Source organism: Kitasatospora sp. NPDC088264 (genome assembly GCF_040685715.1).
GTDB lineage: Bacteria > Actinomycetota > Actinomycetes > Streptomycetales > Streptomycetaceae > Kitasatospora.
The window spans coordinates 301,948-323,413 of the sequence record NZ_JBFBIR010000002.1 but is presented as its reverse complement, the minus strand read 5'-3'; the positions used below and the strand labels follow the sequence as shown (position 1 = coordinate 323,413).

Below are 21,466 nucleotides of genomic sequence, written 5' to 3'. Positions count from 1 at the left end.
CAACATGGTTGCAAACTACAAGGAAGAAGTGGCCATGAACGACCAGGAATTCGTCAGCGCACCCGCCCTGATCCTCCGGTCCCTCTCCGCCGATCCGGAGCGGCGGGCCATCGTCACCGCCGACGGCGTCGAGATCACCGCCGGCGACTTCGCCACCGCCACCTACCGCCTCGCCCACGAGCTCATCGCCCGGGGCGTCACCCGCGGGGACACCGTCACCCTGCTCACCGGCAACACCGCCGAGGCGCTCGGCGCCCGCTACGCCGCGGGCCTCGCGGGTGCGCGGGTGGTCACCCTGTACGACGGCATGAGCACCCCCGTCCTGGCCGAGATCGCGGCGAGCGTCGACACCGCCGTCCTCCTCGTGGACGCCGAACGGTACGCGGAGGCCGCCGAGTTGCTGCCCCTGATCGCCGTGCCGACGGTCCTCCGCCTCGGCCCCGGACCGGACGCGATCGGCGAGGACGTGATCGCCGCCTCCGCCCACCGCCCCGCCGAGCCGCCCGCCGTCCGGATCGGCCCGGACGACGACCTCGGCATCCGCCACACCGGCGGCACCACCGGGGTCCCGAAGGGCATCCTCAGCCTGCACGGCCCCTACCGCGGCGTCTTCGACACCTCGTTCGGCTCCGCCGGCACGGCCGGCGAGGCGCCCCGCTTCCTCGCCGCCACCTCGCTCGCCCACCTCGCCGGGATCTTCTCCGACCTGACGCTCCACCACGGCGGCACGGTGGTCCTCCAGCGCACCTTCGACCCCGGCGAGGTACTGGCCGCCGTCGAGCGCGAGCGCATCACCAGCCTCTGGGTGCTGCCGCCGCTGCTCTACCAGCTGCTCGACCACCCGGCGATCGGCCGCACCGACCTGTCCAGCCTGCGGCAGATCACGTACGGGGGCTGCGCCGCCTCGCCGACCCGGATCCGCGAGGCGCTCAAGGTGTTCGGGCCGGTCCTGGTGGGCGTCTACGGGATGTCCGAGGCGCAGCTGATCTCCTTCCTCACCCCGGAGGGGCACGACCGGATCGCGCAGGGCGGCCAGGTCTCGGTCGGCCGCCCCCTCCCGGGCGTCGAGGTGGTGATCCGGTCCGCCGACGGCACCGAGCTGCCCACGGGGGAGCAGGGCGAGGTCCACGTCCGATCGGCCGGACTCATGGCCGGGTACTGGAAGCGGCCCGACCTGACCGCCGAGGTGCTGCGCGACGGCTGGCTGAACACCGGCGACGTCGGCTACTTCGACGCGGACGGCTGCCTCTACCTGGCCGACCGGGTCAAGGACCTGATCATCGTGGTCGGCGGGCACGTCTACCCGTCCGAGGTGGAGGACCTCCTCCTCACCCACCCGGCGATCGCCCGCTGCGCGGTCTTCGGCGTGCGCGACGCGCAGGAGGCGGAGCACGTCCACGTCGCCGTCGTTCCCGCTCCGGGGCAGCAGCCCGAGTTGGCGGACGTCCAGGCGTTCGTCACGGCCCGCAAGGGGCGGATCTACGCGCCGGAGGCCCTGCACCTCGTGGACGAGATCCCGCTGACGTCGGTCGGCAAGCCGGACAAGAAGCGGCTGCGCGAGGCCGTGGCCGAGTAGGCCGAGCGGGCCGAGCGCGCCGCGCGTCCGAAGGGCGGACCCCAGGGACCTGCCTCGTCATTCCCGCCGGGCGCGCGGCGCGGGCAGGGCGATCTCGAAGCAGCAGCCCCCGGCGACGTTGCGCACCTCCGCGCGCCCGGCGTGCGCCTCGACGATGCCGCGCACGATGGCGAGCCCGAGCCCGGCACCGCTCTCGCCGGGCTCGCCGGCGGCCCGGCCGTCGTCGCGGCGGGGCGTGCGGGCGGAGCCGCCGCGCCAGCCCGTCTCGAACACCCGGGGCAGGTCCTGTTCCGGGATGCCGCCGCAGCCGTCGGTCACCGACAGCACCACCTCGTCGGCCTCCCGCCGGGCGGCGACGGCCACCACGCCGTCCGCGGGGGTCGAGCGGATCGCGTTGACCAGCAGGTTGCCGAGCACCCGGGTGATCTCCCCGCTGTCCACCTCGACCGGCTCGGCCGCCGCCGGCTCGTCGGCCACCTGCCGCCCCTCCAGCCGGACGCCGCGCCGCCGGGCCAGCGGGTACGCCCCGGCGAGCGCGTCGTCCACCAGGTCGTACACCGAGACCCGGGTGAGCGAGAGGGCGAGCGCGCCCGCCTGGATCCGGGAGAGCTCGAACAGGTCGTCCACCATGCCGGTGAGCCGTTCGACCTCGGTGCCGATCCGCACCAGGTAGCGGTCGGGGTCCTCAGCGACGCCGTCCTCCAGCGCCTCGGCCATCGCCCGCAGGCCGGCCAGCGGGGTGCGCAGGTCGTGCGAGATCCACGCGACCAGCTCCCGGCGGGAGTGTTCCAGGGCCTGCTCGCGCGCCCGGGACTCCGCCAGCCGGGCGCTGGTGGCAGCCAACTCCGCGCTCAGCGCGGCGAGTTCCGCGCCGAGCGGGTGCGCGGGCGCGGTGAACCCGGCGTCACTGCCGACCGTCCGGACGGCCTCGGTCAGCGCCCGGCTACCGGCCACCACCTGACGGCCGAGCAGCGCGGCGGTGAGCAGCGAGACGACGGCGGCCATGCCGAGCACCGTGATGACCACGCCGAGGTCGTGGGTGGACAGGAACATCGCCTGCGCCACGGCGAACGTCCCGGACGTCACCGCGAGGACGGTCACGACCGCCACGCAGAACAGGGACAGGGCGACGGAGCGGCGGCGCAGCAGCCGGATCGCCGCCCAGCCGAGCAGGCCGGCCCCGCCCGCGCCGAGGGCGGCGAACAGGGCGATCAGCAGCAGGTCCTTCACGCCGCACCGCCCTGCGGGTGGTGCGGCATGTCGTGAGCCGGGTCATGGGGAGCCGGGCCGTGGGGCGCCGGGTCGTAGCGGTAGCCGACGCCCCAGACGGTGCTGATCAGGGCGGGCGCGGCCGGGTCGTCCTCGATCTTCTCGCGCAGCCGCCGGACGTGGACGGTGACGGTGGAGAGGTCGCCGAAGTCCCAGCCCCACACCCGCCGCATCAGGCTCTGCCGGGAGAACACCGTGCCGGGGTGCCGGAGCAGGAACGCCAGCAGGTCGAACTCCCGCAGGGTGAGGGCGAGTTCACGCGCACCCCGGTGGGCGCGGCGGGCCTTCGGGTCGAGCGTGACGTCCCCCGAGCGCAGCACCCCGTCGCCCGGCCCGCCGCCCGTCCCCTCGGCGGCCCCGCTCCCCGCCCGGGCGCGGCGCAGCACCGACTGCACCCGCAGCACCAGTTCGCGCGGGCTGAACGGCTTGGTGACGTAGTCGTCCGCGCCCAGCTCCAGGCCGAGGATGCGGTCCGCCTCGTCGCCCTTGGCAGTGAGCAGCACCACCGGCAGCGCGGCGCCCCCGGCGGAGGCCCGCAGCCGGCGCAGCACCTCCAGCCCGTCGAGGCCGGGCAGCATGAGGTCCAGCACCAGCAGGTCGGGGCGGGTGCGCTCGGCGAGGTCCAGGCCCAGCGCACCGTCGGCGGCCCGGTCCACGTGGTGCCCGGCGCGGGTGAGGTAGCCGGCGACGACCTCGGCCACGGTCGGGTCGTCGTCGATCACCAGGATGTGCGAGGTGTCGTTCACCTCGCCGAGGATAGGAGGCCTCGGCGGCGGGCGCGGGCGGAAGCGGGCCCGCGTTCGCGTTCCGTAAGATCCGCCGCCCGCACCTCGCCCGACCCGGACCAGCCCAACCCGATGCGACCCAGCCCAGCCCAGCCCGATGCGGCCCGGGCCGATCCGCCGGACGGGTCAGCCGCCGGGGCGTCCGACTTCCGTAAGGCTGCGCCGCCGCCGCACCCCGCCGTCCCGCACTTAGCGTGGCCGGGTGACCTCACCCACCTCCCCCGTCTCCCCCGTCGACGTCGTGCTGCCCTGCCTCGACGAGGCCGCCGCGCTGCCCTGGGTTCTGGGGCGGATCCCGGACGGCTGGCGGGCCGTCGTCGTCGACAACGGCTCCCGGGACGGCTCCGCCGACCTCGCCCGCTCGCTCGGCGCGACGGTGGTCGAGGAGCCCCCGCGCGGGTTCGGCGCCGCCTGCCACGCCGGGCTGCGCGCCGCCACCGCCGACCTGGTCTGCTTCCTGGACTGCGACGGCTCCCTCGATCCCGCCCAGCTCCCCCTGGTCGCCGGTCCGGTGCTGGCCGGCTCCGCCGACCTGGTGCTGGGCCGCCGCCGCCCGGCCACGGCCGGGGCGTGGCCGCTGCACGCCCGCCTGGCCAACACCGTCCTGGCCCGACGGCTGCGCGCCCGCACCGGCGCGCCGCTGCACGACCTCGGCCCGATGCGGGCCGCCCGCCGGGAACAGCTGCTGGCCCTGGGGCTCGGCGACCGCCGGTCCGGCTACCCGCTGGAGATGGTGCTCGCCGCCTCGGCCGCCGGGCTGCGGATCACCGAGACCCCCGTCGACTACCTGCCGCGCGCGGGCCGCTCCAAGGTCACCGGCACCCTGCGCGGCACCCGCCAGGCCGTCCGCGACATGCGGGCCGTGCTGGCCGCGCCCCCGCCGACCCTGCTGGTGATCGCCAAGTCGCCCGCCCCCGGCCGGGTGAAGACCCGGCTCACCCCTCCGTGCACCCCCGAACAGGCCGCCGCCCTGGCCTCGGCCGCCCTCGCCGACACCCTGCACACCCTGGGCACGATGCCGGCCGGGCGGCGCGTGCTCGTCCTGGACGGCCGGCCGGGCGACTGGCTGCCGCCCGGCTGGGAGGTCGTCGCGCAGACCGGCGGCGGGCTGGACGAACGGCTGGCCGCCGCCTTCGCGCACGCGGCCCGGGTGGCCCCGCACGCCCCGGCGCTGCTGGTCGGGATGGACACCCCGCAGCTGAGCGCCGCCGCGCTGGCCGAGCCGCTGTCGGCCGCACGGCGGGCGGGCACGGACGCCTGGTACGGCCCGGCGGCCGACGGCGGCTTCTGGGCGCTGGGCCTGGCCCGACCGACCGCCGAACTGGCCGCGCGCCTGCTGCACGGCGTGCCGATGTCCACCCCGAGGACCGGAGCGGTACTCCTGGAACGCCTCGCCGAAGCCGACTTGACGATTCATCACCTTCCGCTGCTCACCGACGTGGACACCGCCGAGGACGCCCGCCGCGTCGCCGCCGAGGCCCCGGACAGCCGTTTCGCCGCCCAGCTGGGAACGGTCGACCTGAAGCCGGAGGTGGCGAGTTGACGACCGCCACCGCCTGGGTGGACGACCCGTTCGCCGAAGCCGTCCGCACCGGGCGCGGCCCGCTCTGGCTGCGCCGGGAGGACGGCCACCGCCTCCGGCTGGACATCGAACGCTGGTGCGCCCCGGCGGCCGGCGCCGACCACAGCCTGCTCCGGCGCTGCGCCCGCCGGGCCGCGCCCGTCCTCGACCTCGGCTGCGGGCCCGGGCGGCTGGTCGCCGCGCTGCTCGCGCTCGGTGTCCCGGCCCTCGGCGTCGACGTGACCAGGGCGGCCGTCGCCCGCACGGTCGGACTGGGTGGCCCGGCGCTCTGCCGCTCGGTCTTCGACCGGCTTCCCGCCGAGGGCCGCTGGGGCGCCGCGCTCCTCGCCGACGGCAACCTCGGCATCGGCGGCGACCCGGACGCCCTGCTCCACCGGGGCGCCGAACTCATCGCGCCGGACGGTCTGCTGCTGGTCGAGGTGGAGCCCGTGGAGTTGGACGAGCAGGTCACCGTCCAGGTCGAGGGCCCGGACGGCCGGCTCGGGCCGGCCTTCCCCTGGGCCCGGCTCGGCACGGCCGCCGCCCTACGGCGGGCCCACGCCGCCGCCGGACTGGTCGAGGCGGAGCGCTGGACCTCGCACGGCCGCCGCTTCCTCGCCCTGCACAAGCGCTGAGGCGCACAAGGCCGTTGCCCTTGACGGACGCGACCCCACCCTCCTGACGTGTCGGCGGGTCCTCGGCAACGACGGCATCCCGGTCCCGCTGCCATCAGGACGGGCCCCGCAGCCCCTCAGCGGGCCCGCCCACCTGCCCGTTCCGCCGCCGCGCCCACCGACGCCGGCTTCGACTCCGGCTCCTGCTCCAGGCCCGGCGGCGGGGCGGACTCATCCGTCGGCAGCACCCGGTCACGCAGCCGCAGTCCGCAGACCAGGGCGACCAGCAGCACCCCGAGCACCGATCCCAGTACGATGCGCAGCCCGTACGCGTCGGCGATCCGGCCGAGCAGCGGGGCGGCCAGCCCGCCCACCGACATCGCCAGGCCCAGGGTCAGTCCGCTGGCGGTGCCGGGCCGGTTGGGCAGGTAGTCCTGGGCCAGCGTCACCTGGGCGGCGAACGGCAGGAACATCGCCAACCCGAACGCGACGGTGGCGAGTTCGGCCACCGCGAAGGTGGGGGCGAAGGCCACGCCGGCCAGGGCGGGGGCGGCCAGCAGGTAGCCCAGCCGGATCGGGAGGAGCCGCCCGTACCGGTCGCCCAGCCGCCCGCCGAGCAGGGTGCCCGCCGCACCGGCCAGGGTGAGGGAGGTGAGGGCCACCGCCCCCGCGCCCGTCGAGGTGTGCAGGTCGCGCTGGAGGTGCAGGGCGAGCATCGAGGTCACCGTGACGTAGGGCACCGACCAGCAGACCGTGGCGACCACCAGCCGGCCGAAGGCCCGCCAGTCGTCGCGCTGTCCGCTCCCGGCCGCGCCGCCCGTGACCAGCGGCGGCGCGGGGGTGTGGCCCCGGCGGCGCAGCCACGGGCCCTGGGCCGCCCACAGTGCGCCCATCACCACTGCGGGGACGGCGAGCAGCCAGCTGCCGGCCAGGCCGAGCGAGCCGACCACGAGCGTCACCAGGGCCGGCGCCAGCGAGGCACCGAGTGTGCCGCCGACGGAGAACAGGCTCATCGCCTGCTGGGACTGGCCGCCCGCCGCTCTGGCCTGGTTGGTGGCGGGCGGGTGGTAGGCGGCGACGCCGATCCCGGCGAGGGCCACGCAGAGCCAGGTGAGCAGGTAGCTGTCGGCGAGTCCGGCGCAGCCGAGGCCCCCGGCGGCGGTCAGGAAGCCGGCCGGGACGAGCCAGCCGCGGTGGCGGCGGTCGACGAGCAGGCCGAAGAACGGCTGGACCACGCTGGACAGGCCGGTGGCGGCCAGCGCGATCCCCGAGACGGCGGTGTAGCTGTAGTGCCGCTCGGACATCAGGAAGGGCAGCAGTGCCGGGACGGCGCCCTGGTAGAGGTCGTTGACGACGTGGGTGCCGGTCAGGAAGGCCAGCTGGCCGCGCTTCACGTGGTTCCTCCCTCGACCCGGAACGCGAGGCCCCGGTGCGCGGCGTCCCGGTGTGCGGTGTCCTGGTGCGCGGCGTCCCGGTCGAGCACCGGCTGCGAGGTGTCCTCGGCGGCGGCCGGCCGGACCTCGGCCAGGGTCAGTTCATGGAGTTCTGTCACGGTCACTCTCAAGTCCTCGGGTTCTCAGGTCCTCTGAGGAGTTACCTTAGAGTGCTGGTCAGAGCGAAAGCAAGGCATGCCTAACCTGGACGCCGGGTACCTACGAAGCCGGAAGGGCCGCCCGCGATCGACAGGGCGGCGAGGAGAAGATTGGCGCCGGGGTCCAAGGAGCCTTGCAGGATGCCGGTCGTGCACCACGCGTGCGGCTGTCGCCCAACCGCCTCTTGGCCCCACGGTCAGGGGTGCCCCGGCGGCACCCTTCGAGGCGTCCCGGCCGAGCCTGCCACACGCCCCGGGCCACGACAAGACGTCCGACCGGCCGCCTACTCCCGGCCCACCGGCCGCCACTGCGGGTGCTCGCGCTCGGCCCACCGGCGCTCCACCAGCCCGGTCCGCATCCCGAGCCGCGCCTGCGGATCCCGCCAGGCCATCCGGACGTGTCCGACCACCACCACGGCGATGGCGGCGGCCAGCCAGTCGTGGACGAAGGTCGCCCCGGTCCGCCAGGAGGGCGGGGCGAGGCGGGGCAGCCACATCAGCAGCCCGGTGCCGACGATCACCAGCATCGAGCCGAGCGTCCACTGCGCGTAGAGCTTCTGCCCGGCGTTGAACTTGCCCGCCGGCCGGTGCGGGGCGCGGCGCCGGACGGCGCGCAGCCAGTCCCAGTCCGCCGGGGTGAAGCGGCTCAGCCGGGCGGCGTCCGCGCGCAGCGCCCGCGAGGCGAGCCCGAGCAGCAGCGGCACGGGCAGCGCGAGGCCGCACCACACGTGCACCGTCACCACCAGCCGCCGGTTGCCGACCAGTTCGGCGAGCGGGGCGAGGTAGAGGCAGGCCGCCGTGGCCAGGCAGACGCCGGTCAGCGCGGCGGTCGTCCGGTGCACCCAGCGCTCGGCCCGGGTGAAGCGCAGCAGGAGTTCAGCCGGTGGGCGCATCGTCACGTCCGTTCGACCGGCCGACCCAGGCGTCGACGTCGTACCCGTCGCGCTCCCAGTAGCCCGGCTCCACCGAACCGGTCACGGTGATCCCGGAGAGCCACTTGGCGGACTTGTAGAAGTACATCGGCGCGACGTACAGCCGCACCGGGCCGCCGTGGGTGTGGGAGATCGGGCCGTCCTGCATCCGCAGCGCGACCAGTACGTCGTCCCGTCGGGCCTGCGCCAGCGTCAGGCTCTCGGTGTACGCGCCGTCGAAGCAGCTGAACCGGACGGCCCCGGCCCCCGGCCGCACGCCCGCGGCGTCCAGCAGGTGCGCGAGCGGCACCCCCTCGAACGGGGTGTCCGGCACCCGCCACCCGGTCACGCACTGCACGTCCCGCACGAGCCGCCGCTGCGGCATCGCCCGCAGGTCCGGCAGGCGGAACGTCGCGGGCCGCTCGACCATCCCGTCGACGCTGAGCGTGTAGTCCGCCACGCTCCGCTCCGGGACGGACGACACCACCGAGTAGTACCGGAATCCGTTGTTGCCCGGCAGCAGCCCGCTCAGCCCGCTCGGGTCCCGTTCGGCCAACCCCGACTCGGCCCGTTGCAGGTACGGCCCCGCCGCCACCCCGACGGCCCCGAGCCCGAGCAGTCCGAGCACCACCCGCCGCCCCACCGGGGCGCCCCGGCCCTCTTCGCCTGTTCTGTCCACGCCCCCGATTGCACCAGCCCGAGCCCGGCCGGCGCGAGGCCCGGCACCGGTCCGTCAGCCTTTCGTCATCTTCGCCCGCAGGCTCCACGGCCGAGCGGGCGAGCGGGCGAGCGGGCGAGCGGGCGAGCGACCGAGCGACGCCGAGCGTCCGAGCGGCGGGAGATCGTTTTCCAGTCAAGTTCGACGATCTTTCGAACCCCGTATTCCCCCGGCTCCGGCCACGCCACTACGGTGCCACGCATCCCCGCTGTTCCCCCCTCCCCGGCCGGCCGCGACCGCCGGGGCTACCGATCGGACCGGTGCGCCGTGACCAGAATCCTCCGTCGACTGTGGACCCACGCGGGAAGAGCGGCGGCCGTCGTCGCCCTCCTCGCCGCCGCCCTCACCGGCACGGCGGCCGGAACCGCCACCGCCGCCGCCCCGGCCGCCCCCGCGGCAACCGCCTCGGTGGGCGGCTGGACCTGCCCCGGAACGCCCGTCCCGGACGGCTACGTCATCACCATGTTCAACTCCAGCGGCTGCAACAACCACGGCGCCTGGTTCCAGGCACCCGCCCAGAACCGCCTGTGGACCTGCTCCGGCTCGCCGATCGTCTCCGGCTACGTCCTGACCAACTACAACCCCCAGGGGTGCAGCGGCGTCGGCGCCTGGTTCCACGAACTGGTCCGCAACGGCATCTGGACCTGCCCCTACTCGCCGATCCCGGCCGGCTACCGCAGCACCAGCTACGACGCCCGCGGCTGCAACGGCCTCGGCGCTTGGCTCACCATCAAGGCCTGACCCACACCCGGCGGGGCCCGACCGGAACTCCGGTCGGGCCCCGCCGACGTCGTCGCGTCGTCATTCCGGGCGAAGACCGCATCGCGCGCCGAACACTCCGCACACGCAGCACATGCGACACGCGCCGCACACAGCGTCTCACCAGCAGAAAGGAAGTCCGCCCGCAGCGGACGAGAAAAAAGGCACAGGAGGAAAAACCACTCCCGGCCACTTCCAACTTATAGCGTACGGGGGGCCTTGCGGCAAGGCCCTGGTCGTGCCGCACAATCGTCGACCTGAACCGGAATCCGCGGAAATTTGGGGTCGCGAAAATGCGTGTGCTGTTGTCGACGTACGGGTCCCGCGGGGATGTCGAACCGCTGGTGGGGCTCGCGGCGCGGCTGCGGGAGTCCGGCGCGCAGGTGCGGGTGTGTGCGCCGCCGGACGAGGACTTCGCGCAGCGGTTGGACCACATCGACGTGCCGCTGGTGCCGGTCGGCCCGTCGGCGCGGGCGCTGACGGTGGCGGCGCCGCCGCCGTCGTCCCTGCCGGAGCGCGCGGCCGCGGTGATCGCCGGGCAGTTGGAGGCGGTCACGGCGGCGGCCGAGGGCTGCGACGTGCTGGTGGCCACCGGCATGCTGCCGGCTGCGGCGGGCGCGCTGTCGGTGGCCGAGAAGCTGGGCATCCGCTCCGTGTCGGTGACCTTCCAGCAGCTCACCCTGCCCTCGCCGGGCCGCCCGCCGCTGGCGTACCCGGGCCGGCCGTTCCCGCCGGAGGTGACCGACAACCGGGTGCTGTGGGGCCTGGACGCCGAGAGCATCAACGCGCTGTTCGGCGCGGCGCTCAACACCAACCGGGCGTCGATCGGCCTGCCGCCGGTGGACGACGTCCGCGACTACGTCATCGGCGACCGGCCGTGGCTGGCGACCGACCCGGTCCTGGACCCGTGGCAGGAGCCCGCCGACCTGGACGTCGTGCAGACCGGCGCGTGGATCCTGCCGGACCGGCGCCCGCTGCCGGCCGGGTTGGAGGCCTTCCTGGCCGCCGGCGCACCGCCGGTGTACGTGGGCTTCGGCAGCATGCCGATGCTCGCCTCCCAGGACGCCGCCCAGGTGGCCGTCGAGGCGGTCCGCGCGCAGGGCCGCCGCGCGGTCGTGGCCCGCGGCTGGGCCGGTCTGGCCCCGATCGACGACCGGGGCGACTGCTTCGTCGTCGGCGAGGTCAACCAGCAGGCGCTGTTCGGCCGGGTGGCCGCCGTCGTGCACCACGGCGGGGCGGGCACCACGACGACGGCCACCCGGGCCGGCGCGCCCCAGGTCGTCGTCCCGCAGACCGCGGACCAGCCGTACGGCCGGGTGGCCCGGCTGGGCATCGGCGTGGCACTCGACGGGCCGACCCCGACCACCGAGTCCCTGTCGGCCGCGCTCAGGACGGCCCTCGCCCCCGAGACCCGGGTGTGGGCGACCGCCGTGGCCACCATGATCCGCACCGACGGCGCGGCGCTGGCCGCACAACTGCTGCTCGACGCGGCCGGCCGCTGAGGCGTGCCGGATAATTCCACCCGCCGCCACCCCCGATTCCTCGGCCGACCGCCCGCGGAATCGAAAAGCTCAGAACACCTGGAGCCAGGTTTGTCCCCCATCTCGTCCTCCTCATCCTCCTCATTCGAATCCTCCTCGCTCGAATCCCGCTCGCCCGAATCCTCCTCGCCCGAACCGAATTCACCCGCCGACGACTGGCGGTCCGGCGAACTGCGGGCGGAGAACGCGTACGTCGGCAGGCTGTACGAGCGGCTCGAAGCCCAGCGCGCGCTCGCGGCCGGCCGACTGCGCGAGGTCCACCTCCAGGACAAGGGCGGGACGATCCAGGCCCTCCTGGAGCGCGACACCATGGAGATCCACCACACCCGCCGGCTGGCTGCGCTGCACGCCGCCGAGTACGGGCTGTGCTTCGGCCGGATCGACGACGCCGACGGCGAGCGGCAGTACATCGGCCGGATCGCCCTGTCGGACGACGACCACGAGCCGCTGCTCACCGACTGGCGGGCGGCGGCAGCGGAGCCGTTCTACCGGGCGACGCCCGCCGCACCGGGCGGTGTGGTGGCGCGACGGCACCTGCGGACCAAGGGCCGGACCGTCGTCGACTTCGACGACGACGCCTTCGGCGTGGGCGCCCACGCGGGCCGCAGCAACGCCGAGCTCAGCGGGGAGGGCGCCCTGCTCGCCTCGCTGACGGCGGCCCGGACGGGGCGGATGGGCGACATCGTCTCCACCATCCAGGCCGAGCAGGACCGCGTCATCCGCGACGCGCTCGGCGGCGTCCTGGTCGTCCAGGGCGGCCCGGGCACCGGCAAGACCGTCGTCGCCCTGCACCGCGCCGCGTACCTGCTCTACACCCACCGCGACCGGCTGGCCAAGCACGGCGTGCTGGTCATCGGGCCGAACACGACGTTCCTGCGCTACATCGACGAGGTGCTTCCCGCGCTCGGCGAGAGCGAGGTCGTGCTGAGCAGCATCGGCACGCTCTACCCGGGGGTGACGGGGACCGGCACCGAGACGCCCGAGGCGGCCGCCGTCAAGGGCGACGTCCGGATGGCGCAGGTCCTCGCCGCCGCGCTGGAGGGCCTGCGGCAGCTGCCCGAGGAGTCGTGGACCATCACCGTGGGCCGGACCTCGCCCTACAACCTTCAGCTCCGGATCGGCCGGGCGCTCTGCGAGCGGGCCCACGCCGCCGCGCACCGGAGCGGCAGGCCGCACAACGCGGCCCGGGCCGACCTGGTGGAGCGGCTCTCCTCGGAGCTGGCCCTGCGGATCGCCCGGGACCAGGGCGGGGAGATGGACCTGGACGCCGTGGCGGACCTCGCCGACGCGCTCGTCGACGAGCCCGAGTTCCAGGCCGTGGCCCAGAAGCTGTGGCCGCTGCTGAACCCGGAGCAGGTGCTCACGAGCCTGTTCGGCTCCCCGGAGCTGCTGGCGAGCGCGATGCCGGACTTCACCGAGGCCGAACGCGCCGCGCTGCTGCGCGAACTGCCCGGCCCGGAACGGGAGTCCGCCGCCGAGGCCGCCTCGACCGCTGCGACCACCTGGACCACCGACGACGTGCCGCTGCTCGACGAGGCCGCCGAACTGCTCGGCCCGCTGCCGGGCGCCGTCGTCGCCCGCCGGGCCGAGGCCGCCGCCGAGGCGGCGGAGCTGGAGTTCGCCAAGATCGTCCTCGACGACTTCGGCGTGGGGCTGGTCGAGATGGACGCGAAGATGCTGGCCCGCCAGTACCGCGGCGAGGAGTCGCTCCGGCCGCTGGCCGAGCGCGCGGCCGAGGACCGGACCTGGGGCTACGGGCACGTGATCGTGGACGAGGCCCAGGAGCTGTCCCCGATGGCCTGGCGGATGCTGGCCCGCCGCTGCCCCGGCCGTTCCATGACGATCGTCGGCGACCTGGCGCAGACCGGCGCGCCGGCCGGGCTGAGCTCCTGGGGCCAGGCCCTCGACACGTACACGGCGGGGCGCTGGCGCACGGTGGAACTCACCATCAACTACCGCACCCCGGCCGAGATCATGCAGGTCACCGAAGGCGTCCTGCGGGCGCTCGACCCCTCGCTCGCCGCCCCCACCGCGGTGCGCAGCGGCGGAACCCGCCCGTGGAGCCTGCGGATCCCCGCGGACGGCCGGGCGGCGGCGCTGCGCGGCGCCGTCGAGCGGGAGCTCGCGGCACTGGACGGCGGTCGGCTGGCGGTCATCCACGCCCCGGACGCCCCGGCCGAACTGCTCGACGGGATCGCCGGGTTGGAAGGAATTTGCGTCAACGACGGTCCGGCGGCGCTGGATTCGCCGGCCGTCCTGCTGACGGCCGCCCAGTCCAAGGGTCTTGAGTTCGACGCCGTCCTGGTCGTGGAGCCCGCCGAGATCCTCGCGGCGCACGCCCACGGCGTGAACGACCTCTACGTCGCCCTCACCCGGGCGACGAAGTCCCTCGGGGTGCTGCACAGCCGGGACCTGCCGGAGATGCTCCAGGGCCTGGATCCCCGCTGAGGACGGCGGCCGTTCTCCCGCGCCGCCGGGCGCCGACCGCGACGCACGCCAACGCGGCGCCGTAGGCGGCCTGTTGGGCCTCGACCCCGCCCGTCAGATAGAGGTACTGCCCGGCGGCGGGGACGGCGAGCCACTCCCAGCGGCCGGTGAGGCCGACCAGGGCCACCACCAGCAGGCCGTACCAGGGGTAGGCGGGCGCGGCGAGGAGCAGGGCCGTGCCGGTGACGAACAGGGCGCCGTCCCAGGGGCGGGCGGGGTCGCCGCGCCGGAGCACCCACAGGGCGACGGCGGCCAGGACCGCCCCGGCGGCCCACGGCAGCAGGGCGTCCGGCAGGAGGAGGGCGAGCAGGCCGAAGCGGTCGAGGTGCCCCTGCTCGTACCCCTCCTCCTTCAGGTAACCGGGCAGGTAGCCGAGCACGCCGGTGCCGGCGGCGAGGTAGGGCAGGTAGGCCAGGGCGAACGCGCCGAGCGAGGCGCCCAGGAGCAGGGCGCTCTCGCGCGGGCGTCGGCGGGCCAGTGCGCCCGGCAGGGCCAGTGCGGGGATCAGCTTGACCGCCACGGCCGCGCCGAGCAGCGCGCCGGCCCGCGTCGCCTTCCGCCGGGCCGCGTACCCGAGGCCCACGACCAGCAGCAGCGCCCCGAGGGTGTCCACGTGCGCGTCGTTGACCGACCACACCGCCACGCCGGGGCACCACCCCCACAGCGCGGCCCGCCGGCTGCCCCGTCCGATCACGAGCAGCGCCCCCGTGGTCGCCACCGCGAGCAGGGCGCCGGCGGCCTGCATCCCGCGCACCCCTCCCTCGAAGGGGTGCAGGGCGAGGAACCAGGCCTCCGCGACCGGCGGGTAGATGGTGTGCACGGCGGGCCGGTTGATGCGGGTGCAGTCACCGGCGGCGGTGCGCCGCTCGTCCCAGCCGTCGCAGGCGCCGCCGGCCGGCCACAGGTCGGAGGTGCGCAGCCGGGCCAGCGCCGGGTCGTCCGGGGTGTGCGCGTACGGGGAGGTGCCGGCGGCCTGGACGCGGCCGTCCCAGACGTAGCGGTAGGCGTCGTCGCTGGTGCGCGGCGGGGCGAGCAGGCCGACGGCGGCGACGGCGACGCTCCCGGCCAGGACCAGGGGCACGATCTGACGGCCGCCCACCCGGCGCAGCGCCAGCAGGGCGAGCGCGTACAGGGCGGCGTCGACGGCGTACCAGGCGTACAGCGGTGCGCGGTGGCCGAGCGTGCCGCCGCCGGTGACGGTGAGGGCGAGCGCGGCGGTCAGGGCGGCCAGCGCGAGCAGGCAGGGCAGCACGCGGGCGGGCCGGAGGCGGGTGAGCGGGAGGCGGGTGGGCACCCGCCCACCTTGCCACCGGGCGGCGGCGCGCGACCGCAGCGGCGTGGCGCCGTTCGGATTCCGTAAGCACGTCGTACCGCCGCGAAACCGGGGCCCGGCGGTTCTATGGACGGGTGACTCCGAACCTCCTTCCGCGATTCCGCTCGGCGCTGCACGAGCCGCGCACCGCCGTGGTGCTCGGCCGCTGGCTGGGCTCCGCGCTGCTGGTGTGCTTCCTGACCGGGCTGGTCAGCCACGCCCTCCAGGACCCGCCCGGCTGGCTGACGCCGTATCTGTTGAGCCGCCCGGTGAACGGCTACCGGGTGACCCAGGGGCTGCACGTGATCAGCGGCCTGGCGGCCGTCCCGTTGCTGGGGGCGAAGCTGTGGACGGTCTACCCGCAGTTGTTCGCGTGGCCGCCGGTGCGCGGCGCGGCGCACGCGCTGGAGCGGCTGGGGATCTTCGTGCTGGTCGCGGCGATGCTGCTGGAGCTGTTCACCGGGCTGTTCGACACCCTGCAGTGGTATCCGTGGCCGTTCCCGTTCCGCCAGACGCACTTCTGGCTGGCCTGGCTGGCCACCGGCGGCCTGTTCGTCCACCTCGCGGCCAAGGGCCCGGTGATCGCACGGCACTGGCGCCGCCCGGCGGCCGGGCTGCCGCAGCGGCGGGCGTTCCTCGCCGCCGTGACGGCCGCGGTGGGTGTGGTCACGCTCACCACGGCCGGGCAGACCGTCCCCTTCCTGCGCCGGCTGGTCCTGCTGGCCCCGCGCCGCCCCGACCTGGGCCCGCAGGGGCTGCCGGTCAACCGGACCGCCGCGCAGGCCGGGACGGTCACCGTGCCGGCCGACTGGCGGCTCCGGGTGGACGGCCCGCAGCCGTACCGGCTCTCCCTCGCCGAGCTGAACCAACTCCCCCAGTACGACGTGCACTTGCCGATCTCCTGTGTGGAGGGGTGGAGCTTCTCGGCGCGCTGGACCGGGGTGCGGGTGGCCGATCTGCTGGTCCGGGCGGGGGCCCCGGCCGGCTCGGGCCTGCTGATCACCTCGCTGGAGGCGGACGGCCCGTACCGCGAGATGCGGATGCCCGCCGAGTACGCCGTCGACCCGCTCACCCTGCTCGCCCTGCGGATCAACGGCGAGGTGCTGACGGCGGACCACGGATTCCCGGCGCGGATCATCGCGCCCAACCGGCCGGGGGTGCTGCAGACCAAGTGGGTCGCGCGCCTGGAGGTGATCTGATGCCCCGGTGGCTGCGCGCGGTACTGCTGCTCGGCGGCCTCGCCCTGATCGGCTTCGGCCTGTCGGGCCTGCTCACCGACTCCTACATCACCGCCCCGCTCGACGTGCTGGTCTGGGCGGTGGGCGGGGTGCTGCTGCACGACGGGCTGTGGGTGCCGCTGCTCTGCCTGGTCGGCGCGCGACTGGCGCGCGACTGGGCGTTGCGCGGCTGGCTGGTCGTCGCGGCGGCGGTGAGCGCGATCGGGCTGCCGGCGGTGCTGCGGGACGGCGAGAACCACGGCAACTCCTCCCTCCTGCCGCTGCCGTACCTGCGCAACTGGCTGCTGGTGCTGGCCGCCACCGCCGGGCCGGTGCTGCTGTTCGCACTCGTCCGGTGGTGGCGGCGTCGCCCGCGGGTCAGACGCCCGGCAGACCCGTCGTGAGCCCGTCCAGCGCGTGCGAGCAGACGCAGTCCCGGACGGCGGGCAGGCTCTCCAGCGCCTTGAACAGCACCGTGCGCAGCCGGTCGACGTTTCCGGCGAAGACCTCCAGCACCTCGGCATGGGTGACGCCCTCGCCGCTCTCCACGCCCGCGTCGAGGTCGGTGACCAGCGCCAACGAGGTGTAGCAGAGGCCGAGTTCGCGGGCGAGGACGGCCTCCGGGTGACCGGTCATGCCGACCACCGACCAGCCGTTCGCGGTGAACCAGCGGGACTCGGCGCGGGTGGAGAAGCGCGGGCCCTCGATCACCACCAGGGTGCCGCCGTCCACCGGCTCCCAGGCCGCGTCCCGGGCGGCGTCCAGGGCGGCGCGCCGCCCGTCCGGGCAGTACGGGTCGGCCATCGAGACGTGCACCACCTCGGGCACCGCCCCGCCGGGCAGCGGCAGGCCGTCGTAGTAGGTCTGCACCCGGCCGGAGGTGCGGTCGACGAACTGGTCGGGCACCAGCAGCGTGCCGGGCCCGTACTCCGGGCGCAGCCCGCCGACGGCGCACGGTGCGAGCACCTGGCGCACGCCCAGGGAGTGCAGCGCCCACAGGTTGGCCCGGTAGTCGATCCGGTGCGGCGGCAGGCCGTGGCCGCGCCCGTGCCGGGGGAGGAAGGCGACCCGGCGGCCGGCCACCTCGCCCAGGAACAGCGCGTCGCTGGGCGGCCCGTACGGCGTGTCGACGCGCAGTTCGCTCACGTCGTCGAGCAGCGCGTAGAGCCCTGAGCCGCCGATCACGCCCAGTTCGGCGCGCGGAGCACCGGTTCCCTGATCGATCGTCATCGTTCGTACCCTTCCTCGGGGAGGCGTCCCGGCCACTCTAGGGTCCACGCGGCGGCACCGGTCCTTACGGTTCCGGGACGGCGGGCGGGGCCGGATGGCCGCGGGCCGACGGGGTGGTCCGGGGCGGCCGAGCGGGTGACCTGCCGGACGTGTCGGCGGCGACGCGCCCCACCCGGCGTGCGTCGGTGGGTGTGCGCCGCCTCCGGGCGGTGCACGCCCTGTTCCCGAAGCTGAGAGCCGCCGATGCCTCCCACCGTTCGTCTTCGCCGCCTCGTCCCCGCCGCCCTGTGCGTGCTCGCCGTGGCCCTCACCGCTCCCGCGGCCCAGGCCGCTCCCCCGGGCCGCGGCCCGGGCACCGACCCCGGCCGGGGGTACGACGGAGGGAGGTACGACTGGGAGAGCGTGGCGGCCTGCGAGAGCAGCGGCAACTGGCACGTCAACAGCGGCAACGGCTACTTCGGCGGCCTCCAGTTCGACACCCCCACCTGGCGCGACAACGGCGGCCTCGCCTACGCACCGCGCGCCGACCTCGCCAGCCGCGAGGAGCAGATCGCGGTGGCCCAGCACCTCGCCGGGCGGCGCGGCCTCTCCCCCTGGCCCGCCTGCGGCGCCCGCGCCACCCGCGGCCACGACCGCGAGCGCGACGCGGCCCTTCCCCCGCCGCCCGCACCCGCACCCGCGCCCGCGCCTGCCGCTGACGGCGCCGGCGCCGGCGCCGAGGCCGGCGACGGCGGGTGGACGGTCCGCGAGGGCGACACCCTGGGCGACATCGCCGAAACCCTGCGCGTGCCCGGCGGCTGGCCGGCCCTCTACGCGCTCAACCGCGCCGCCATCGGCGACGACCCCGACCTCATCCAGCCGGGCACCGCGCTGCGCCTGCCGTCCTGAACCCGGCTCCCGCACAGCAGTCGGGCCCCCCCCCGGCCCCCGCCCCGCGGGGGGGGGCGCACCCCCCCGTCGGCCCCGCAACGCCCGAGCGCCCGCTCCCCGGGATTCAGGTCAGCGGCCGATCGGCGTCACGACTGCGATGAGCTGTGGAGCATAGGAGATTCGAACTCCTGACATCTGCCTTGCAAAGGCAGCGCTCTACCAACTGAGCTAATGCCCCTCGACGGCACCGCGGGTGCCGACGGGCACTAGCGTACCGGGTTCCGGCGCCGTTCCCGGCGCCCTCCCCCCGGGCCGACCGGACCTGCCGCCGAGGCGGCGTCCGGGCGGTGCCTGGGATCCGGCCGATCCGGTCGGGTGACCGGGCCGGCCGGCCCTGGAGGCGCGGTGAAGCACCTCCGAAGATCGTTGATCGTCGGATCGTCCGGGCTCAGCGACCGGCCGGAACCGGGTCGGTGGCCTCGGTCCACAGGTCCTGCTCGGCGCGGTCCGCCTGGACCTGACGGTAGACAAAGAAGCCGCCGAGGGCGACCAGGGCGACCAGGAGAAGCTTCTTCACCGCGGGACCTCGTCCTTCTTGCGTTGGCGGACTCAAGAGCCGGTGCTCCGGCCGGACTGACCGGGCCGACGAGTCCAGATGTGTTTCGATCGCGAACGGGCTGCCGGGTGCCAGACTGCCCTTGCGGCCGATGATACACACCAGTGTCCCAATCGTGACCAGCCACCGCTGCGGCCAACCCGGCGGTCCGGGCCGAGGATTGACGCCGCACCTCCTGCCGTACGGCCGACCCTCCCCGGCCGGGCCCTACGGCGTGCCCGGCGGGGCGCAGGACGGGTGGTCCGACGAGCGGTCGGACGGGCGGTTCGACGGCGTCACCACCACGGCCTTCCCGCCCGCCAGGTCGACCTTCGTCCGGGGCGGCGCCCCCTCGCCCTCCTCGTCGCGCAGCATCAGGGTCGTGCCGCGTTCGTCCAGCTCGTGCTGCTTGCCGGCGGCGAACTGCGCGTGCAGCTGCTCGAAGCCGGTGGCCGAGATCTGCCCCTCCCGGCCGGTCCCCCGCCACGGCACCCAGCGTGACCGGCGCGCCCGCAGCGCGAGCTGGTCGACCACCGCGAGCACCACCAGGGCGCAGACCAGTCCGGGGATGCTCATCGCCCAGAAGACCGCCATGTCGTCACCATCCCTCCACACGTTCCCTCCCCGGAGAACAGCCCGGCGGGACGCGCGGTTCCCGCAACGGCGGGGGAAACGTCGAAGGGCCCGGAGTGAATCACTCCGGGCCCTTCGCGGTGGTGGGCCTAACAGGACTTGAACCTGTGGCCTCTTCCTTATCAGGGAAGCGCTCTAACCGTCTGAGCTATAGGCCCTTGCCGCACTGAAAGATTAGCGGACCGATGGCCGATCTCCCAAATCCGGGCCGACGGGGTTCCCGGCGGGCACCCCGCCGACCAGCGGCGGCGCTCCGGCGGCCGGGCGCAGCAGCCATTCCTCGCGGGTCGCCGGGAGGCCGGCCGAGCCCTCCTCGGTGCTGCGGACGGCGAGGATCTGGTTGATCCCGATCCGGTTCTCCTCGAAGGCGAGCGCGCTGGCGGCCATGTACAGCCGCCAGACCCGGGCCCGGCCGCGGCCGACCAGCCGGACCGCCTCGCTCCAGTGCGCCTCCAGGTTGGCCACCCATTCGCGCAGGGTCAGCCCGTAGTGCTCGCGCAGCGACTCGACGTCCCGGACCTCGAAGCCGGCCTCCTCCAGCCGGGCCACGGTGGAACCGACGGGGGAGAGCTCGCCGTCGGGGAAGACGTAGCGGTCGATGAAGGGGCTGGTGCGGTGCGGCTCACCGGGGCGGTCGGGGCGGCGGGCGATCTGGTGGTTGAGCAGCCGGCCGCCGGGCACCAGCAGCCGGTGCAGGCCCTCGGCGTAGACCCGGTACTGCTCGGAGCCGACGTGCTCGGCCATCCCGACGCTGGAGATCGCGTCGAACGGGCCGTCGACGATCTCCCGGTAGTCCTGGAGCCGGACCTCCACCCGCCCGGCCAGGCCGGCCTCCTCGACCCGCCGGCGGGCCAGCGCGACCTGCTCCCGCGAGATGGAGACACCGACCGCGGTGACGCCGTAGTGCTCGGCCGCGTGCAGCAGCAGCGAGCCCCAGCCGCAGCCGACGTCCAGCAGGCGCATCCCGGGCCGGAGGCCGAGCTTGCGGCAGATCAGGTCGAGCTTGGCCTCCTGGGCGGCCTCCAGGCTCTTGGCCTCCGGGGTCCAGTAGGCGCACGAGTAGACCATGGAGGAGCCCAGGACGAGCCCGTAGAAGTCGTTTCCGACGTCGTAGTGGTGGCTGATGGCCGCGCGGTCCCGGCTGCGGCTGTGCAGCCGCCCGCGGGCCCTGCGGACCTCCTCCTGGGGCGGCGTGGGCTCGGGGCCGAGCGCCCCGGCCCGCAGCGCGGCCGCGAGGACGCGGCGCCCGCCGGCGCCGAGCACGTCCCGCGGGCCGAGGTCGAGGCGGCGGATCTCCGGCCGCTCGACGAACCGGGCGACGGCCGAGAGCACCTCGTAGAGGTCGGTGCCGGGGGCGATCTCCAGGTCCCCCGCGACGTACGCCCGGGCCAGGCCCAGCTCGCCCGGCTGCCAGAGCAGGCGGCGCAGCGCCCGCCGGTTGCGCAGGACGACCGTGGGGGCTCCCGGCGGCCCGGCGACGCTGCCGTCCCAGGCCTGGACCCGCAGCGGTACCGGAACCCCCAACAGCCCGTCCAGGGCCTCGACCAGTTGACCTGCGAGCTTCGCCACCGCGCGCCTCCGTCCAGCCGTCCTGCGGAACGTTTCCTGACCCGGTCGGGCGGACCGGGGGCGGCCTGCGGCACTCCCAGGCGTGGACCGGGCGCCACCCAGCTAATCCCACCGCGGCCGGCCCGCTCCCGGGCGGCACGCCGCGGGCGGCCGGCTGTCACCCGAAATGCCGACGGGCCCCGCAGGCTGCAACAGCCTGCGGGGCCCGTCCATTCCGTCCGTGGACGG

Annotated in this window: 20 protein-coding genes, 2 tRNA genes and 1 pseudogene; 10 read left to right on the top strand and 13 right to left on the bottom strand. The window is 75.3% G+C overall.

The features are described 5' to 3' along the window. Nucleotides 1-34 precede the first annotated feature (34 nt). Entirely contained in the window at nucleotides 35-1,576 is a 1,542-nt protein-coding gene (locus AB0O82_RS03390) for an AMP-binding protein (protein WP_363579900.1), read from the top strand. 57 nt (nucleotides 1,577-1,633) lie between these two features. Here the strand turns inward: AB0O82_RS03390 and AB0O82_RS03385 are convergent, their stop codons facing one another. Further along, complete coding sequence (locus tag AB0O82_RS03385) at nucleotides 1,634-2,806, bottom strand: HAMP domain-containing sensor histidine kinase (protein ID WP_363579899.1); 1,173 nt, start codon at nucleotides 2,804-2,806, stop codon at nucleotides 1,634-1,636. Continuing rightward, complete coding sequence (locus tag AB0O82_RS03380) at nucleotides 2,803-3,573, bottom strand: response regulator transcription factor (RefSeq protein WP_363579935.1); 771 nt, start codon at nucleotides 3,571-3,573, stop codon at nucleotides 2,803-2,805. The genes AB0O82_RS03385 and AB0O82_RS03380 overlap by 4 nt, the downstream gene beginning before the upstream one ends. A gap of 259 nt (nucleotides 3,574-3,832) precedes the next feature. Between AB0O82_RS03380 and AB0O82_RS03375 the strand changes: the two are divergent. The 3 genes and pseudogenes from AB0O82_RS03375 to AB0O82_RS03365 all read left to right on the top strand — a co-directional run. Next, nucleotides 3,833-4,510, top strand: a pseudogene (locus AB0O82_RS03375) (glycosyltransferase family 2 protein); the annotation flags it as partial. Beyond that, nucleotides 4,484-5,173 carry a DUF2064 domain-containing protein gene (locus AB0O82_RS03370; protein ID WP_363579934.1) on the top strand — a complete coding sequence of 230 codons (690 nt, stop codon included), beginning with the start codon at nucleotides 4,484-4,486 and terminating at the stop codon, nucleotides 5,171-5,173. The pseudogene AB0O82_RS03375 and the gene AB0O82_RS03370, both read left to right, overlap by 27 nt. Next, nucleotides 5,170-5,826 (top strand): class I SAM-dependent methyltransferase, encoded by a 657-nt coding sequence (locus AB0O82_RS03365; RefSeq protein ID WP_363579898.1) that lies wholly within the window; start codon nucleotides 5,170-5,172, stop codon nucleotides 5,824-5,826. Before AB0O82_RS03370 ends, AB0O82_RS03365 begins: the two co-directional genes overlap by 4 nt. A gap of 116 nt (nucleotides 5,827-5,942) precedes the next feature. On the opposite strand, the gene AB0O82_RS03360 is transcribed toward AB0O82_RS03365, so the two are convergent. From AB0O82_RS03360 to AB0O82_RS03345, 4 genes are all read right to left on the bottom strand, one after another. Further along, nucleotides 5,943-7,199, bottom strand: coding sequence for an MFS transporter (locus AB0O82_RS03360; RefSeq protein WP_363579897.1), 1,257 nt, complete (start codon nucleotides 7,197-7,199; stop codon nucleotides 5,943-5,945). Then, nucleotides 7,196-7,357 carry a hypothetical protein gene (locus AB0O82_RS03355; protein ID WP_363579896.1) on the bottom strand — a complete coding sequence of 54 codons (162 nt, stop codon included), beginning with the start codon at nucleotides 7,355-7,357 and terminating at the stop codon, nucleotides 7,196-7,198. Before AB0O82_RS03355 ends, AB0O82_RS03360 begins: the two co-directional genes overlap by 4 nt. A gap of 323 nt (nucleotides 7,358-7,680) precedes the next feature. Beyond that, nucleotides 7,681-8,289 (bottom strand): cytochrome b/b6 domain-containing protein, encoded by a 609-nt coding sequence (locus AB0O82_RS03350; RefSeq protein WP_363579895.1) that lies wholly within the window; start codon nucleotides 8,287-8,289, stop codon nucleotides 7,681-7,683. Then, a complete protein-coding gene (locus AB0O82_RS03345) occupies nucleotides 8,273-8,986 on the bottom strand; it encodes a molybdopterin-dependent oxidoreductase (protein ID WP_363579894.1) in 714 nt (237 codons plus the stop codon). The genes AB0O82_RS03350 and AB0O82_RS03345 overlap by 17 nt, the downstream gene beginning before the upstream one ends. Before the next feature lie 306 nt (nucleotides 8,987-9,292). On the opposite strand from AB0O82_RS03345, the gene AB0O82_RS03340 reads away from it, so the two are divergent. The 3 genes from AB0O82_RS03340 (at nucleotide 9,293) to AB0O82_RS03330 (ending at nucleotide 13,773) form a co-directional block, all read left to right on the top strand. Beyond that, complete coding sequence (locus AB0O82_RS03340) at nucleotides 9,293-9,766, top strand: hypothetical protein (protein ID WP_363579893.1); 474 nt, start codon at nucleotides 9,293-9,295, stop codon at nucleotides 9,764-9,766. Nucleotides 9,767-10,077: 311 nt separating this feature from the next. After that, nucleotides 10,078-11,286: a glycosyltransferase gene (locus AB0O82_RS03335; RefSeq protein ID WP_363579892.1), complete on the top strand. Its 1,209-nt coding sequence runs from the start codon at nucleotides 10,078-10,080 to the stop codon at nucleotides 11,284-11,286. A gap of 90 nt (nucleotides 11,287-11,376) precedes the next feature. Further along, on the top strand, nucleotides 11,377-13,773 hold the full coding sequence (locus AB0O82_RS03330) for an ATP-binding domain-containing protein (protein ID WP_363579891.1): 2,397 nt from the start codon (nucleotides 11,377-11,379) through the stop codon (nucleotides 13,771-13,773). On the opposite strand, the gene AB0O82_RS03325 is transcribed toward AB0O82_RS03330, so the two are convergent. Continuing rightward, entirely contained in the window at nucleotides 13,694-15,106 is a 1,413-nt protein-coding gene (locus AB0O82_RS03325) for a glycosyltransferase 87 family protein (RefSeq protein ID WP_363579890.1), read from the bottom strand. The genes AB0O82_RS03330 and AB0O82_RS03325 overlap by 80 nt on opposite strands. Before the next feature lie 113 nt (nucleotides 15,107-15,219). Between AB0O82_RS03325 and AB0O82_RS03320 the strand changes: the two genes are divergently transcribed. Continuing rightward, nucleotides 15,220-16,323: a molybdopterin-dependent oxidoreductase gene (locus AB0O82_RS03320; protein WP_363579889.1), complete on the top strand. Its 1,104-nt coding sequence runs from the start codon at nucleotides 15,220-15,222 to the stop codon at nucleotides 16,321-16,323. After that, on the top strand, nucleotides 16,323-16,745 hold the full coding sequence (locus AB0O82_RS03315; protein ID WP_363579888.1) for a hypothetical protein: 423 nt from the start codon (nucleotides 16,323-16,325) through the stop codon (nucleotides 16,743-16,745). Before AB0O82_RS03320 ends, AB0O82_RS03315 begins: the two co-directional genes overlap by 1 nt. Here AB0O82_RS03315 and AB0O82_RS03310 read toward each other — a convergent pair. Beyond that, nucleotides 16,720-17,571: an S-methyl-5'-thioadenosine phosphorylase gene (locus AB0O82_RS03310; RefSeq protein ID WP_363579887.1), complete on the bottom strand. Its 852-nt coding sequence runs from the start codon at nucleotides 17,569-17,571 to the stop codon at nucleotides 16,720-16,722. The genes AB0O82_RS03315 and AB0O82_RS03310 overlap by 26 nt on opposite strands. A 243-nt stretch (nucleotides 17,572-17,814) precedes the next feature. On the opposite strand from AB0O82_RS03310, the gene AB0O82_RS03305 reads away from it, so the two are divergent. Beyond that, a complete protein-coding gene (locus AB0O82_RS03305) occupies nucleotides 17,815-18,459 on the top strand; it encodes a transglycosylase family protein (RefSeq protein ID WP_363579886.1) in 645 nt (214 codons plus the stop codon). Nucleotides 18,460-18,606: 147 nt separating this feature from the next. Here the strand turns inward: AB0O82_RS03305 and AB0O82_RS03300 are convergent. The 5 genes from AB0O82_RS03300 to AB0O82_RS03280 form a co-directional block, all read right to left on the bottom strand. Further along, a tRNA-Ala gene (locus AB0O82_RS03300) sits at nucleotides 18,607-18,679 on the bottom strand. A 210-nt stretch (nucleotides 18,680-18,889) separates the two neighbouring features. Then, complete coding sequence (locus tag AB0O82_RS03295) at nucleotides 18,890-19,018, bottom strand: DLW-39 family protein (protein WP_014137031.1); 129 nt, start codon at nucleotides 19,016-19,018, stop codon at nucleotides 18,890-18,892. Between the two features lie 246 nt (nucleotides 19,019-19,264). Continuing rightward, the gene (locus AB0O82_RS03290; RefSeq protein ID WP_363579885.1) at nucleotides 19,265-19,630 is read right to left on the bottom strand and encodes a DUF6191 domain-containing protein; all 366 of its coding nucleotides are present in this window, start codon (nucleotides 19,628-19,630) and stop codon (nucleotides 19,265-19,267) included. 120 nt (nucleotides 19,631-19,750) lie between these two features. Next, nucleotides 19,751-19,827 (bottom strand) — tRNA-Ile (locus tag AB0O82_RS03285). 16 nt (nucleotides 19,828-19,843) lie between these two features. Continuing rightward, nucleotides 19,844-21,238 (bottom strand): cyclopropane-fatty-acyl-phospholipid synthase family protein, encoded by a 1,395-nt coding sequence (locus AB0O82_RS03280; protein WP_363579884.1) that lies wholly within the window; start codon nucleotides 21,236-21,238, stop codon nucleotides 19,844-19,846. Nucleotides 21,239-21,466: the final 228 nt, after the last annotated feature.

Bases quoted from the DNA above. Each gene is read 5' to 3' on its own strand.
- AB0O82_RS03390 (WP_363579900.1), top strand. From the start codon at position 35: ATGAACGACCAGGAATTCGTCAGCGCACCCGCCCTGATCCTCCGGTCC.
- AB0O82_RS03370 (WP_363579934.1), top strand. From the start codon at position 4,484: ATGCGGGCCGTGCTGGCCGCGCCCCCGCCGACCCTGCTGGTGATCGCC.
- AB0O82_RS03350 (WP_363579895.1), bottom strand. From the start codon at position 8,289: ATGCGCCCACCGGCTGAACTCCTGCTGCGCTTCACCCGGGCCGAGCGC.
- AB0O82_RS03335 (WP_363579892.1), top strand. From the start codon at position 10,078: ATGCGTGTGCTGTTGTCGACGTACGGGTCCCGCGGGGATGTCGAACCG.
- AB0O82_RS03315 (WP_363579888.1), top strand. From the start codon at position 16,323: ATGCCCCGGTGGCTGCGCGCGGTACTGCTGCTCGGCGGCCTCGCCCTG.
- AB0O82_RS03310 (WP_363579887.1), bottom strand. From the start codon at position 17,571: ATGACGATCGATCAGGGAACCGGTGCTCCGCGCGCCGAACTGGGCGTG.
- AB0O82_RS03305 (WP_363579886.1), top strand. From the start codon at position 17,815: ATGCCTCCCACCGTTCGTCTTCGCCGCCTCGTCCCCGCCGCCCTGTGC.
- AB0O82_RS03290 (WP_363579885.1), bottom strand. From the start codon at position 19,630: ATGGCGGTCTTCTGGGCGATGAGCATCCCCGGACTGGTCTGCGCCCTG.